Origin of the sequence: Peptacetobacter sp. (assembly GCF_029264495.1) — a bacterium.
Classification (GTDB): Bacteria; Bacillota; Clostridia; order Peptostreptococcales; family Peptostreptococcaceae; genus Peptacetobacter.
On the sequence record NZ_JARIBH010000068.1, the window covers coordinates 1 to 15,875 of the forward strand.

Annotated in this window: 14 protein-coding genes; 12 read left to right on the forward strand and 2 right to left on the reverse strand. The window is 25.6% G+C overall.

Translation table 11 applies throughout. The annotated features are described in order from the left end of the window. Positions 1-79: 79 nt before the first annotated feature. Positions 80-1,414 carry an MATE family efflux transporter gene (locus Q1J78_RS06355; protein ID WP_300276932.1) on the reverse strand — a complete coding sequence of 445 codons (1,335 nt, stop codon included), beginning with the start codon at positions 1,412-1,414 and terminating at the stop codon, positions 80-82. Between the two features lie 470 nt (positions 1,415-1,884). Between Q1J78_RS06355 and pfkA the strand changes: the two genes are divergently transcribed. Next, positions 1,885-2,853 carry a 6-phosphofructokinase gene (pfkA, locus tag Q1J78_RS06360; RefSeq protein ID WP_300276934.1) on the forward strand — a complete coding sequence of 323 codons (969 nt, stop codon included), beginning with the start codon at positions 1,885-1,887 and terminating at the stop codon, positions 2,851-2,853. Between the two features lie 53 nt (positions 2,854-2,906). Next, positions 2,907-4,667 carry a pyruvate kinase gene (pyk, locus tag Q1J78_RS06365; protein WP_300276936.1) on the forward strand — a complete coding sequence of 587 codons (1,761 nt, stop codon included), beginning with the start codon at positions 2,907-2,909 and terminating at the stop codon, positions 4,665-4,667. A gap of 51 nt (positions 4,668-4,718) precedes the next feature. On the opposite strand, the gene Q1J78_RS06370 is transcribed toward pyk, so the two are convergent. Then, complete coding sequence (locus tag Q1J78_RS06370) at positions 4,719-5,471, reverse strand: sigma-70 family RNA polymerase sigma factor (RefSeq protein WP_300276938.1); 753 nt, start codon at positions 5,469-5,471, stop codon at positions 4,719-4,721. A 355-nt stretch (positions 5,472-5,826) separates the two neighbouring features. Here Q1J78_RS06370 and Q1J78_RS06375 point away from each other — a divergent pair, with 355 nt between their 5' ends. The 10 genes from Q1J78_RS06375 to Q1J78_RS06420 form a co-directional block, all read left to right on the forward strand. Next, positions 5,827-7,155 (forward strand): GspE/PulE family protein, encoded by a 1,329-nt coding sequence (locus tag Q1J78_RS06375; RefSeq protein WP_300276940.1) that lies wholly within the window; start codon positions 5,827-5,829, stop codon positions 7,153-7,155. Continuing rightward, a complete protein-coding gene (locus tag Q1J78_RS06380; protein ID WP_300276942.1) occupies positions 7,118-8,227 on the forward strand; it encodes a type II secretion system F family protein in 1,110 nt (369 codons plus the stop codon). Before Q1J78_RS06375 ends, Q1J78_RS06380 begins: the two co-directional genes overlap by 38 nt. Before the next feature lie 32 nt (positions 8,228-8,259). Beyond that, positions 8,260-8,667, forward strand: coding sequence for a type II secretion system protein (locus tag Q1J78_RS06385; protein WP_300276944.1), 408 nt, complete (start codon positions 8,260-8,262; stop codon positions 8,665-8,667). A gap of 32 nt (positions 8,668-8,699) precedes the next feature. After that, the gene (locus Q1J78_RS06390) at positions 8,700-9,587 is read left to right on the forward strand and encodes a hypothetical protein (protein WP_300276946.1); all 888 of its coding nucleotides are present in this window, start codon (positions 8,700-8,702) and stop codon (positions 9,585-9,587) included. Positions 9,588-9,664: 77 nt separating this feature from the next. Continuing rightward, positions 9,665-10,141 (forward strand): hypothetical protein, encoded by a 477-nt coding sequence (locus tag Q1J78_RS06395; RefSeq protein ID WP_300276948.1) that lies wholly within the window; start codon positions 9,665-9,667, stop codon positions 10,139-10,141. Positions 10,142-10,145: 4 nt separating this feature from the next. Then, complete coding sequence (locus Q1J78_RS06400; RefSeq protein ID WP_300276950.1) at positions 10,146-10,724, forward strand: hypothetical protein; 579 nt, start codon at positions 10,146-10,148, stop codon at positions 10,722-10,724. Between the two features lie 121 nt (positions 10,725-10,845). Continuing rightward, complete coding sequence (locus tag Q1J78_RS06405) at positions 10,846-11,874, forward strand: DUF7986 domain-containing protein (protein ID WP_300276952.1); 1,029 nt, start codon at positions 10,846-10,848, stop codon at positions 11,872-11,874. 129 nt (positions 11,875-12,003) lie between these two features. After that, complete coding sequence (locus Q1J78_RS06410) at positions 12,004-12,372, forward strand: hypothetical protein (RefSeq protein WP_300276954.1); 369 nt, start codon at positions 12,004-12,006, stop codon at positions 12,370-12,372. Between the two features lie 137 nt (positions 12,373-12,509). Continuing rightward, positions 12,510-14,108: an NAD(P)/FAD-dependent oxidoreductase gene (locus Q1J78_RS06415; RefSeq protein WP_300276966.1), complete on the forward strand. Its 1,599-nt coding sequence runs from the start codon at positions 12,510-12,512 to the stop codon at positions 14,106-14,108. A gap of 142 nt (positions 14,109-14,250) precedes the next feature. Beyond that, on the forward strand, positions 14,251-15,875 hold a 1,625-nt coding region (locus Q1J78_RS06420; protein ID WP_300276968.1), incomplete at its 3' end, for a Na/Pi cotransporter family protein.

A 15,875-nucleotide genomic window follows, 5' to 3' on the forward strand; every position in this document is an offset into this window, starting at 1 on the left:
ATTCTTAAAGATAGGTTTTTATATAATCATAAAAAGTCGATGTTTTAAAAATGGCATCGACTTTTTAAATTATATAAGTTTACACAAAGTTATAATTTTTTCTATATAGATATATAAATATAACTGAAAAAATAATCGAGACAGTTTCAGCCAAAGGAACAGCTAACCAAATCCCATCAGCACCAATGAAATTAGGTAGTAATAAAAGAGACACAACAAGGAATATAAATGTACGTAAAAAAGAAAGTATTCCAGATACTAATCCATTTGAAAAAGCTGTAAACAATGATGATGCGAATATATTGATTCCAGTAAATAAAAATGAAACTGAAAATAAATAAAATCCGTGAATAGCTAAATCTAAAACATATTTATTATTTGAAGCAAAAACCATAGCAATAGGTTTTGCAACCACAAAAGATAATAAAAATACAAAAATGGATAGTACAATTATGAATTTAATACTAGTTTTAAATAAATATTTGATTTGTGTTGTATCATCTGCACCGTATTTATAACTGAATATAGGAGCTATACCATTAGAATAGCCTATAAACACTGCTGTCATAAAGAATTGAGCATATAATACTATAGATATTGCAGCAACTCCTTCTTCTCTTAAAAATTTAATACCAACAATATTAAAAATGATAGTTGTAATTGCAACAGCTACATTATTTACCATTTCACTACTTCCATTTATACAAGATTTTAAAAGTACATTTATTCTAAATTTTGGTTTTACAAAATACAATTCTCCATTTCTATATAATAAGAAATAAAATATCCCAAATATAGCAGTAATAGAATATCCTATAGATGTTGCAATTGCAGCCCCTCTTATACCAAGATTAAATATTGAAATAAAAAGAGCATCTAATATTATATTTGCAATTCCGCTTAAAACAGTAAGTATAAGTCCTAACTTTGGTTTTCCAGCAGTAACAAAAAAGATTTGAAATAATAATTGTAAGGTTGCAAGTGGTGTAGATAAAATCATTATTTCCAAATAATCATAACACAAAGTATAAATCTTAGGAGTTGCTCCTAAAAAATATATAAAAGGTTTTATAAAGATCAGAGTTAAAATTGAAATACAAATAGATAAAATAATAGCAACTAATATAATAAAAGAAAAGTTTTCTCTTGATTGTTCTTTTTCACCTCTACCCATATTCATTGCAATGATTGCGCTAGAGCCACTAGCTAACATAACAGCAATCGCTATAACGACACTAGAAAACGGGTATACTACATTTAAAGCAGTTAAAGCTAATTCACCAACAAGATTAGAAATGAAAATTCCATCTATAGTTTGATATAAAGACATGAAAATCATCATTATCATAGTTGGTATACTAAATTTCATCAATTTATAAAAATTAAAATTTTGAGCAAGTTTATTTTTGTCCATAAATCCTCCTATGTATTTATATTTATAAAATTTGTTTTGAAAGTGAACCGAAATAGTATATTATATTTTTTATACAAAGTCAATAAAATGAATTGTACAAAAAATACAATATAGAAATAATAAATATAAATTAATAAAAAAAATACATATTTTTTATTAGTACTCATAAATGCTTTAAATAAAGCGAAATAAGATAAGAAAAATGTATATATATAACTTATAATACATTAAAAAGTACATCATATTTAAAATAGTGTACATACATAATGTATTTATTATATAAGGGAAAATAAAATTCAAATTTAATGATATTTTAACTAGTTTTTGTGTTATAATAACAAAAAATGGACTTTTAGAAGGACATTTTAATTTTTTAAATCGTGTGGGATAAAAAAAGATAATAGGGACTAAAAATGTCCTCGGCGAAAATTTAAATAAATCTAAAGTATGTAATTTATAGGAGGTAAAAAATGAAAACAATAGGAATATTAACAAGTGGTGGAGATGCACCAGGAATGAATGCTGCAATAAGAGCAGTAGTAAGATCAGCTATATACTATGGATGCAAAGTTTATGGTATAAATAGAGGTTATAAAGGATTATTAGAAGAAGATCTAGTAGAAATGAATCTTTCTTCAGTTGGGGATATAATTCATAGAGGTGGAACAATATTAAAATCTTCAAGATGTGAAGAGTTTAAAACAGAAGAAGGAAGAAAATTAGGAGTAAAAGTACTTAAAAAATATGGAATAGACTGCCTAGTTGTAATAGGTGGAGATGGTTCTTTCAATGGAGCAAATAAATTAAGTGAAATGGGATTCCCAGCAATAGGTATACCAGGAACAATAGATAATGACTTAGAATATACAGACTATACAATAGGATTTGATACTGCTATGAATACAGTAATAGATGCCATAGGTAAAATAAGAGATACATCTTCATCACATGAAAGAGTTAATATAGTAGAAGTAATGGGTAGAAATTGTGGAGATTTAGCTTTATATGCAGGTATAGCAGGTGGTGCAGAAACTATAATAGTTCCAGAAGTTGATATAAAATTAGAAGATATAGCTTTAAGACTAAAAACTACTCAAAAAAGAGGAAAAAGACACAGTATAATAGTAATGGCTGAAGGTGTTGAAAAAGTAGGAAGTGCTTCAGATCTTAAGAAAGTATTAACAGAAGAAGCAGGAGCAGATGTTAGAGTTACTGTTTTAGGACACGTTCAAAGAGGAGGAAGTCCAACTGCATTTGATAGAATACTAGCAAGTAAATTTGGAGCAAGAGCTGTTGAATTATTATTAGAAGGAAAATCAGCAAGAGTAGTTGGAATAAAAGATAATGAAATAATAGATATGGACATTCAAGAAGCTTTATCAATGCCAAAAACTTTCAATAAAGACTTATATGAAATGGCTAAAATACTTTCTATATAATAGTTGGTATTTTGATAATTATTTTGAATTATACATAATCTTAGGAGGAAAAAATGTTAAACGATATAAAAAGAACAAAAATAGTATGTACATTAGGACCAGCTTCACAGAGTGAAGAAGTTTTAAAAGAGCTTATGATAAATGGTTTAAATGTTTGTAGATTTAACTTCTCTCATGGGTCACATGAAGAACATAAAACTAGAATCGATATGGTGAAAAAAATAAGAGAAGAATTAAACAAACCAATAGCAATACTTCTTGATACAAAAGGACCAGAAATAAGAACTGGAAACTTTGCTGATCCAGAAGTTCTTTTAGAAGAAGGTTCAGAATTTACAATAACAATGGATGAAGTAGTTGGAACAAAAGAAATATGTACAGTAAGTTATAAAGGATTAGCAGATGATGTTAAAGAGGGAGATACTATACTAATAGATGATGGATTAGTTGGACTAAGAGTTAAATCTGTTGAAAATGGAAACATAAAATGTATAGTTGAAAATTCTGGTATAGTTAAAAATCATAAAGGGGTAAATGTTCCAGGGGTAAAAATAAATTTACCAGCAATAACTCCAAAAGATATAAGTGATATAGAATTTGGTATAAAAGAAGGAATAGATATGATAGCAGCATCATTTGTAAGAAAAGCATCTGATGTATTAGCTATAAGAGAAATACTTGAAAAAAATAATGCAGGAGATATATTAATACTTTCTAAAATAGAAAATCAAGAAGGTGTTGAAAATATAGATGAAATACTACAAGTTTCAGATGGTATAATGGTTGCTAGAGGTGATCTTGGTGTTGAAATTCCAACAGAAGAAATGCCAATAGTTCAGAAAATGATAATTAAAAAATGTAACGAACTAGCAAAACCAGTAATAACTGCAACACAAATGCTTGATTCTATGATAAGAAATCCTAGACCGACTAGAGCAGAAGTAACAGACGTAGCAAATGCAATATATGACGGAACAGACGCTATAATGTTATCTGGAGAAACAGCTGCTGGAAAATATCCAATTGAAGCTGTAAAAGTAATGGCTAGCATAGCAAAAAGAATAGAACAGACATTAGATTATGATAAAATGTTAAAAGAAAAAGGAACAAATAATATAACTGTTACAGATGCAATAAGTCATGCAACTTGCACAACAGCAGTAGATCTTAATGCAACAGCTATAATAACATCAACTTCTTCTGGATATACAGCTAAAATGGTATCAAAATTCAGACCACAGGCTCCAATAATTGCAGCTACAAATGATGAAGATGTTATGAGAAGACTTGCTTTAACGTGGGGTGTATATCCAATAAAATCAGCTTCAGCAGGAAATACAGATGAAGTAATAGAAAAATCTATTGAAGCAGCTAAAAAAGCCGGATATATAAAAAATGGAGAACTAGTTGTTATAACAGCAGGAGTTCCAGTTGGTGTAAGTGGAACAACTAACCTGATAAAAGTTCATGTAATAAGTGAAGTATTAGGTAATGGAGTAGGAATAGGAAATGGAACTGTTGAAGGTGTAGCAAGAGTTGCAAACGACAATGGTGAAATAAAAGATTTCCAAAAAGGTGATATAATAGTAGCTAAATCTACAGATAAAGAAATGAATAAATACATAGAAGAAGCATCAGCTATAGTTACTGAATTTGGAGGTATGACATCTCATGCAGCTATAGTTGGATTAAACCTTAATACACCAGTAGTAGTTTCTGTATCAAACATAACAAATACTGTTAAAGATGGAGATTTAATAACAGTAGATGCTAAAGCTGGTATAATTTACAAAGGATCATCTAGAGTATTATAATAATTTAAAATACAAAAATGGCTAATCCAATTAAGGATTGGCCATTTTTTATTAGTTAAAATATTCTTTTTTAAATAGAGAAAGTGCCTTTTTTTCAACTCTTGAAACTTGAACTTGGGAAATTCCTAAAATATTACCAACTTTTTTTTGAGTCAAATCATCAAAATATCTTAGTTTTAAAACTTCACTTTCTAAAGGGGGTAAATTTTCAACAATTTCATTAACTTCTATAGAATCCGTTGGTAAAAAATTACTATTTTTTGAAAAAGTATTTTCTGAAGCTAATTTATTATATTCAGTATCAAAATTTTGACTTGATTTATTGAAAAATTCTACAGAAGCAGTTGCTTCTAGAGATGATTTTATTTTATCTTTTTCTATATTTAGAATATTAGATATTTCGTCTAAACTGGGTTCAAAACCAGTTTTTTTAAAGTAAAAATCTTTATATTTCTTAACTTTCCAATTTATTTCTTTTAAATCCCTTGAAATCTTTATAATGCCATCATCTCTCAAAAATCTCTTTATCTCACCTTCAATCATAGGAACAGCATAACTAGAAAACATATATCCTAAAGATGGATTAAATCTATCAATAGCTTTTAAAAGACCTATACATCCAAGTTGAAAAATATCATCTCTATCAAATCCACTGAAAGAAAATTTAGAAACTATCTTATTTACTAGACCAAGATTAACTGTAACAAGTTTATTTTTAGATGCTACATCTCCATTTTGTGCTAATAAAATCAGATTTAAAATTTCATCATAACTAATAACGTTATTATAAAAATCAGTATTCATATCAATTCTCCTTTATTATACAAAATAGTAAAAAAATAAAAAAATAATTAAAAATATTTATGCATAAAAATTAATAACTACAATACTAGAATAGCAAAATATTATGTAAATATCTTTACTATATTGAGTTATAAAAATAAGTATTTATGTTTGATAATGTATGAATGTGTATAAATATGTATTATTTTGTATAAATTGAAATAAAAAAATGAATTTTCTGTTTAAAATGAAAATAGTAATATAAAATTTAAATATTAAATATAAATAAAATAATATAAAATAAATAAAATTTGTATAAATAAAATAAAAATGGCTATAATAAAAATGAAATGAATTTTAAATAAATTAATATGAGGTGATTTCATTGAATGTCGGTATACCTAAAAAACTTTCTTTAAAATATAATGCTTATTTATTAGATGAAACAGAAACAACAATAACTTTAGAAACATCGGAAAATAGCATAGAACTTATAGAAGATATTAGATTTGTTACAGGAAAAGAACCTATAATAATAAAAAATAATGATAAAGATGAGATAAGAAAAAAAATAAATAGAAAATATGACTCAAATATGGAGAATAGTGAAGATAGAGCACAAAAATTTTTTGAAAAAATAAAAAGATTTGCATTAAATAATAATATAAGTGATATTCATATAGAACCTTTTGAAACTGAATTTAGAATAAGGATGAGAAGAGATGGAAAATTAGAATTATATGATATTATTTCAATGGATTTTTATCCAGAAATTATATCTTTTATAAAATTAAAATCAGGTATGGATATAGCAGAAAAAAGAATACCACAAGATGGAAGATTAGAGATTTCTATTAATGAAAATTTTGCTGATGTAAGGGTTTCAACAATACCAACAGTAAATGGGGAAAAAGTTGTTATGAGGATTTTAAATAAAAATATATTTATAGAAAATATATCTACACTAGATTTTTCTGATGAGGAAATGGAAATTTTATCTAGTATAATATCTAAAAAATCTGGGATTATATTAGTTTGTGGACCTACAGGAAGTGGAAAAACGACAACTGTATATTCCATTATAAATAAATTGATGGATTTAGAAAAAAATATAACAACAATTGAGAATCCTATAGAGTATAGAATAGATGGAATAAATCAAATTCAAGTAAATGAAAAGATTGGTTTGACATTTGGAAATGGATTAAAATCAATTTTAAGACAAGATCCAGACATAATAATGATTGGTGAAATTAGAGATACAGAAACTGCTGAAATAGCTGTGAGAGCTGCTATAACGGGTCATTTAGTTATAAGTACATTGCATACTGAAGATGCAATTTCGTCAATTGTAAGATTATATGATATGGGTATAAAGCCGTATCTAATAAGAGCATCTTTGATAGGTGTTATTTCTCAAAGATTAATAAGGAAAAAATGTAAACATTGTAAAAACATTTCAGGGATTGTTGAAAAATGTAGTTTTTGTAATGGAAGAGGATATGACGGAAGAATGGCAGTTCATGAAATTATGAAAGTAGACAATAATATAAAGAATAATATAAAGGATAATATAGATAAAAATAAAATAAAAAGTGTTGCCATAGATTCTGGAATGATTACATTTGAAAAGAGTATTAAAAATCTTTTGAAAAGTGGTGTGTTGGATGAGAGAGAAGTATCTATTATACAAAAAGAATTTTAAATATATAGATACGAGTATATTTGATAAAATAGAAGAATTTCAAAAGATAAAAAGTAAAGATTTGAGAATCATTTGTAGTCAGATATCAATCTTATTAGATTCAGGGTTAGGTATTGATGAAATTATATACTTAATAGGAGAAACTCAAAAGAAACAATATAAAAGTAAATTTAATTTAATAGAGAGAAGTATAAAAAAAGGATATTCTATAGAAAATTCATTTAGAACAAGCAACTTATTTAGTGAGTTTTTTTATAATATGATTGCTTGTGGAGAAAATTCAGGGAAATTAAGTATAGTGATGGATGATATGTCAAGATATTATGAAAGAGATTATAAAATTAAATCAAAATTGAAATCAGTTATGATATATCCAATAATATTATTAATTATGATGACAGTATCATTAATTTTCATAATGTATGAGGTAATTCCAAATTTTGCATTTGTTTTTGAAAGTAATAATATAACTCCACCTCTTTTCAGTTATATAGTAATAAAAACAATGCTTTTTATAAGAAAATATATGAATATTTTACTGCCAATTGTAATTACAATACCAATTCTATTATACATATCTATAAAAAATAATGAAGGTTTTAAAGAACAATTGGATAAAATAAAATGCAAATTACCAATAATAAACAAATATTATATGATGTTTGTAACTGCGACATTTTCAAGAAATTTATATTTAATGATAAAGAGTGGAATTCCTATAGTTGAATCAATAAAAACATCATCAAATATAATAGATAATAAATATATTAAAGAAAAAATAAATATATCTATAAGATATATAAATAGAGGGAATAGTATTTCAAAATCAATAAATTTATCTGGTGTATTTTCAAATATGTTTGTATCTATGTTAAAAAATGGTGAAGAAAGTGGAAATATAGAAAAAAGTTTATCTTATATAAATGATTTTTTTGAAAATGAACTAGATATCATGTTAGAAAGAGCGATTAAGTTTATTGAGCCTATGTTAACCATAATAATAGGTCTTATAATAGGTAGTTTAATAATAGCTATAGTTATGCCAATGTTTGATGCAATAACATCTATATAAAAAATATTAAAACATATAATTTGGAGGATAAAATGAAACTTTATAAATTATTAAATTCAAGAAATAAAAAAATTGATAAAAATTCAAAAAAAAGAGGATTTACTTTAGTTGAAATGATAATAGTTGTAACAATACTTGGTATATTAGCAAGTATAGCGATAATAAAATATGGAAAAGTAGAGGAAAATGCAAAGAAAAATATAGATTATACAAATGCATCTAACATAGCATCAGCAGCTACAATAGCGATGAGTGAAGGTATGCCATCAGAACAAGTAACAGTAAAAAATCTAGTAGAAAAAGGATATTTAAATAATGAACCAGTGCCACAAAGTACAGAAGGAGAATTTACAATAGATATAAATTCAAAAGATAAAAATATAGTTGTAAAAGTAGGTAATGCAGAAATGTATCCAAAGTCACAAAATAAAATTAAATAAAATTGTATTTTAATATGGGAGATGTATAAAATATGAGAGAAAAAAATAAAAGTATTATTATAAATATATATCCAACAAAAACAAAATGCAAAATAATTTTTTTTAATCAAGAAAAAAATAGAATAAATATAATATCTGAGATAGATAAAAAAATATTTATGGATAATAGAATATTTTTAGACAAGTTAGAAAAAGATAGATACATAGAAGAAGTGTCATCATGTATATCAAATGAAATGTTAAAATTAGGTAATTGTAAATCTATATTTATAAATTTACAGGAAAAAGATATTATAGTAAAAAATATAAGAGTTGATCCATCTATAAAAAGAAAAGACTGGATAAAGGCTGTAAATATAGAAATAAAAGAAACAAATAGAGTATTAAATGATTATTTTATAGATTATAAATTATTAACAAGTAATGATGAGTATACAGAAATACAAACAATATTGTTTCCTAAAAAATATGTATCCTTGTTTTTGGAGATATGTGATAAAATAGGCATTAAGGATAGGTCACTACATACTAATTTTGACATTTTAGAAAGACTAATAAAAAAATTGGGGGTTAAAAAAATGTATAAAGATGATATTATAAATTTTGGTGAAGAATTTCAATTAGGAGTAGTTGAATTTAGAGATGAAGACTTAGTTATAACTATTTTTGAAAAACAAAAAGTAAAAGCTAGTTATGTGATAAAAAAAGATGAATTTACTGATGAAATGGCGACAAGTATTTTTGCTGATTGTTTTGGAATAATGGGCGTTGGAAATAGCGAAATAGAAGACATAGAATTAATAAAGAGATTATGCAAAATATCTGGAGCTGATTTTGAAAATGATGTAGAGTTCACAAAAAATTACAAAAATGTATCATTAAATGAATATTTTAACATTGCAGGAAAAAGAATAAATTAGTAACATCGCAGTTCGTAAAAATTTATAAGTAGAATTAGTATAGATATAATTTAATTATTTATGTAGTGGTGAAAAATATGGTATTTAAAAAGAATAAAATTATTAAAAATGATGAATTAAGAGATTATTTTAAATATGAAAAGAAAAATAGTATAGATATAACTAGATTAATTTCTATAATATTAATAATATTAGTAGGATTCAATATTTTTAATGGATTAATGGATATAAGAAATATGGAAAATTATATCGCTTCTAATGAGAATAGCCATTCTGTCCTAGAAAACTCTAAAAAAGAGATGAAAAAATTAAATGAAGAGAACAATTATAGAAAAATAAATATGGGAAATCTTAGAAAGGTATTTGATACAGTAGGAGTAGAAAATTTAGATAGCTTATATATAGAAAGAGACAATGTTCAGATAATTGGGAGAGCAAGTAATATAAAGATAATAGAAAAATTAATGAAAAATAAAATATTAGATAATTCATATGTCAAAAAGATAGAAGGTAAAAATCCATATAATTTTGAAATAGATTCTATGGATCAATAGGATAATGAAAAGAAATAAATTTCAAATAAAAATTTTACTTTTGATAATACTATTAATTTTAACTAAAATTTTTATAATAAACCCAATTGAAAAGAAGAAAGAATTACTTGAGACTGAAAAATATCAAATATCAGAAGATATGAAAAAAGTAGAGCAGTATAAAAAAGAAACAGAAATTCTAAAAGATTCTAATAAAAATAGTAAAAAATGTAATAAAAAAGATGATTTGATATACATACAAAATATGATAGGTGAATTTGTGGATTTAAAAAGTATAGAAAATTCATTTTTGGTAAATGATAAAGGGGATGAAGAGTCTATTATAAGTTTAGATTTTATTGGAACATATAAAGATATTTTTAAAGTGATAGATAGATTTAAAGAAGAAAAAATATCAAATGAAATAAAGAGTATAAAAATATCTAAAGTAGATAATAATACAGATAACAATAAAATAGAAACAAAAAAAGATAAAAAAGGAAATATAATAGAAGATATAAAAGAAATAAAGAAAGAAAAAGAAGAAGAAAATAAAAAAAATAATACAGTTAAATTTGAATGTATACTGGAAATAAGTAGATAACCCTTATTTATAATTGATATTTTACAATATATTAATCAAATTTTTGTGGAATGATTAAGCAAATAATGGTAGAATAATAAGATGTGTATAATATTGAAAAAATAAGGGAGTGAAAAATAAATTGATATTAAATAGAAATGATAAATGCTACTGCGGAAGTGGAAAAAAATATAAAAATTGTTGTATGGAAAAAGATGTAGAAAGAGAAAGATATGTAAGAAGATTAACAGAAGCTCAGAAGCAATATGCTGAAATATATACAAAAATATGTAATTATTCAAGAGAAGAAAAATTTAAAGAATCTATGCAAAGTGCGGAAGAAATTTTCTATATGTTAAACAGTGAAAATGTAAAGGCTAGATTCAATAAATTCTTCAATACATATTTTATAAGTGACTTCGTATTAGAAAGTGCAACTACAATTACTCAACTTTATTTCCAAGAAAATAAAACTACAGAGAATGAAAAAAGAATTATGCAAAGTATGATAAATTCTTTTGTAAGTATATATACTATAGAAAAGAAAGAAAAAGAAAGAGCAATATTAAAAGATTGTTTCTTAGATGAAGAAGTAATTACTGATGATATAAATCTATTAAAAGATTTTGAAGAAGGAGATAGTATAATTGCTAGAGTTGTAGAAGTAAGTGGAGTTAATCTTCTTATAGATATAACAGTTAAGATAGTTGATACAACTAGACAGTTTATAGTAGAAGATGTAGAAAGAGTATTTAAACAAAATGAAAGTGATTGGCCAAACAAGAAAATATTCTTAGTATATAGTACTCATATATTCTACAGATATTTACAACAATTATTAGATGAAGAAGTTTCAAACTATGTTAGAGAAAGTATATTAGAGAAATCTAATTCAGTAGAAAATACAAATAATATAGAAGAAGATAATAGTGTAAAATCTATAATAAATAGACTTGTTGAAGAAGAATATAAAGAAAAATGTATATCTTTATGGTCAAAATATGAAGAAACACATTCAGATATAAAAGGATCTGAATTTGGTTGGGCAGCAGCAGTTGAATACACTGTTAAAAAAGAAGAAGGTATTTCTACAACACAAGCTCAAGTTTCTAAAAAATATGAAGTTAGTCCAAGCACAATAGGTAAAAGAGCAAAAGAATTAAAAGCTTAGTAAACCATATTTGCTAAAATTTATATAAATATATCATAAATAAGGAAATTTTTATATCGATATATAAGATGTTATAGTATAATGTATTTAAATAGATTATATAACATCTGAAAAAGAGAGGGTATAAATATGAGTCTTAAATTAGGAAATGCCATAGCAGTGGCTACAGATTATATAAAATCAAATCCGGCTGTACCGGTTTACAAAGATGAACAAAATCTATATGCAGTAATATATCATATAGAAATAGGTTATAATAAGGACCATTCATCAAATACAAAACAATATATAATAATAGACTATAAAGATTTTTCATTATCAGAAGAAGAAAGAAAAGAGCTAATACAAATAGCAGAAGATTATTGCAAATCAAAAGGTATTGAAAAAAATGAAAATCTTGAAATAACATTATTAGACAATGAAGAAGCAGAAAACTTCTTAGAAAAAGTATTTAATAATATGAAAGTAATAAGAGGTCTTATAACTAAAAAGTGTTAAGGTCGTCTAATCAGATTATATTTGAGTAATGTCGAATAGCACTAGCTATTCGGCATTATTTAAATAATTTATTAGACGATCTTTTTTTAGGTTAAAATATAAAAATTTATTAAAGTTATAGAAAGGGGAATAAATACATGTTAAGAGTATCTAACTTAAAAATGAATATAGATGAAGATATAAATATATTAAAAAAATTAATATTGAAAAAACTAAGAATAAAAGATTCAGATTTAGTAGGATATAGTATATATAAAGAATCAATAGATGCTAGAAAAAAAGATAATATGACATTTGTGTACACTGTTGATGTTGAAATAAAAAATGAAGAGAAAATACTAAAAAGAAACCCAAAAGATACAGTAAAAGTAAATCAAAAATCATATATAGGAGTTAAAAAAGGGAATATAGAGCCAAATGGAAGAATAGTTGTTATTGGAAGTGGTCCTGCAGGATTATTTGCATCGTTATTATTAGCTCAAAATGGATATTGTCCTCTTATGATAGAAAGAGGATCAGATGTTGATAAAAGAACCGCAGATGTAGAAAATTTCTGGGGAAATAAAGTATTTAATAAAAAATCAAATGTACAGTTTGGAGAAGGTGGAGCAGGAACGTTTTCAGATGGTAAACTTACTACAAGATCAAAAGATATCAGATGTAGAAAAGTTCTTGAAGAATTGGTATTACATGATGCACCATCAGAAATAATATATTCTCATAAACCTCATGTTGGTACAGATATATTAAAAAATGTGGTAAAAAATATAAGAGAAGATATAAAAAAATTAGGTGGGGAAGTTAGATTCGAATCTCAAGTTACCGATATTAATATAGAAAATAATTCTGTAAAAAGTATAGTTATAAATGATAATGAAAAAATAGATGTATCTACAGTTATATTAGCGATTGGACATAGTGCAAGGGATACGTATGAGATGTTATTTAAAAGAGGTGTAACAATTATTCCAAAACCATTTGCAATTGGTGCAAGAATAGAACATCCTCAAGAAATGATAAATAAGTCTCAATATGGGAAATATTATAATCATCCTAGATTGGGTGCAGCAGATTATAGGTTAATAGAGCATACATCTAATGGTAGAACAGCATATACATTCTGTATGTGTCCAGGAGGAAGTGTAATAGCATCAACATCAGAAGAAAATGAAGTTGTTACCAATGGTATGAGTGAACACAGTAGAGATAAAGAAAATGCGAATAGTGCATTACTTGTAAATATATCACCAGAAGATTTTGAAAGTGATAATCCTTTAGCTGGCATAGAATTTCAAAGAAAATATGAAAAATTGGCATTTAAACTAGGCGGAGAAAATTATAGTGCACCAGCTCAGTTGGTAGGAGATTTTATAAATAACAAAGAATCTAAGAACTTAGGAAAAGTTATACCTTCATATAAACCTGGAATAAAATTAACATCTCTAGATGAATGTTTACCAAAATTTGTTACAGAAACAATGAAAGAGGGTATAATAAAACTTGGATCAAAATTAGAAGGATTTGACATGTATGATGCAGTTCTTACTGGAGTTGAGACAAGATCATCTGCGCCAATAAGAATAGTTAGAAACGAAGAAACTTTAGAATCTATGAATATTTCTAACCTATATCCTTGTGGAGAAGGAGCAGGATATGCAGGTGGAATAGTAACAGCAGCAGTAGATGGAATAAAATGTGCTGAAAAAATTATAGAAAAATATAAGAATATACAATAAATGTAATAAATGTTAAATATTATCGCCTAAATTTAATATTTTTAACATAAATTTAACTTAAAGTATTCTTTAATTTGATATTATAAATTTGATATGCAATAAATTGAGACAGAAAAAATCTATAATAGAGGAGGAGATTTTTTTGGATATAGTAATAAGTCTAATGGGAGGACTTGGACTTTTCTTATATGGTATGAACCTTATGGGAGAAGGATTACAAAAATCTGCCGGGACAAAATTAAAAGCAATTATAAAACTTTTAACAAGTAATATATTTATGGGTGTACTTGTAGGAACAGGTGTAACAGCTGTTATACAGAGTTCTAGTGCTACAACAGTAATGGTTGTTGGTTTTGTTAATGCCGGAATAATGACGCTTAAACAGGCAATAGGAGTTATAATGGGAGCAAATATAGGTACAACTGTAACAGCTCAGTTAGTATCATTTAACTTAAATGGAATGGCTCCGATAGCTTTAGGAATAGGTATAGTATTATATTTATTTGGAAAAAATCCAAAAATAAAACATATATCAGAAATATTAATTGGATTTGGTATGTTATTTACAGGTATGGAATTTATGAAAAGTGCTGTTGAACCTTTAAGAGATTATCAAGGATTTACAGATATGTTAATTTCATTTGGGAAATATCCAATATTAGGATTATTACTAGGTTTTGGTATTACAGCAATAGTTCAAAGTTCAAGTGCCTCTATGGGTATGTTAGTTGCACTCGCAGCAGAAGGAATAATACCTTTAAATGCAGCACTACCAATACTTTATGGTCAGAATATAGGAACTTGTGTTACATCTCTTTTATCAAGTATAGGAGCTAATAAAAATGCTAAAAGAGCAGCTGTAATGCATCTTATATTTAATGTTCTTGGAACAGCTTTATTCTTAATATTCCTTAATAGACCAGTGGTATCTATTGTAACAAAAATGGATCCAGGTAATGTTGCTAGACAGATTGCAAATACACATACATTATTCAATATAATGTCTGTACTTATATTACTTCCATTTAACAAGCTTATAATAAAAATAGCTTTAAAATTAATACCAGATAAAGCTGAAGATGAAGAAGATATCAAAACTGTTAAATATCTTGATGATAGAATGCTTGAAACTCCTTCAATAGCTCTTATAAATACAATAAAAGAAACTTTAAGAATGGGTAATAAGGCAAAAGAAAGTTTAGATTCTTCTATATCTGCCATAATCGAAAAATCTGATGAATATGTTGGAAAAGTTTTTGTTAAGGAAGAAACTGTAAATGAATTACAAAAAATAATACTTAATTATTTATTAAAATTATCAAAAACTCCATTAGATGAAGATTCAAGGGAAGTTGTAGATAATTTATTCAATACAGTAAATGATATAGAAAGAATAGGAGACCATGCTAAAAATATAGCTGAACTTTCTCAGATAATGATAGATGGAGACTTAGAATTCTCTGAACAAGGAAAAAATCAATTAGAAGAAATATACAACTATGTAATATCTGCATATAATAATGCATTAGAGGCGTTTAAAAATGATGATATAAACTTAGCTTATAAAGTATTCCAGATAGAAGAAAAAGTTGATATGATGGAAAAAACTTGTAGAGCTAGTCATATGTATAGATTAAATAATAGTCTTTGTAGTATAGATAATGGTGTTGTATTCCTTGATATAATAACAGCTCTTGAAAGAGTATCAGATCATGCTGTTAATATAGCTAAGAGAGTAATATCTCAAAAGAAACATATTGTAGAATA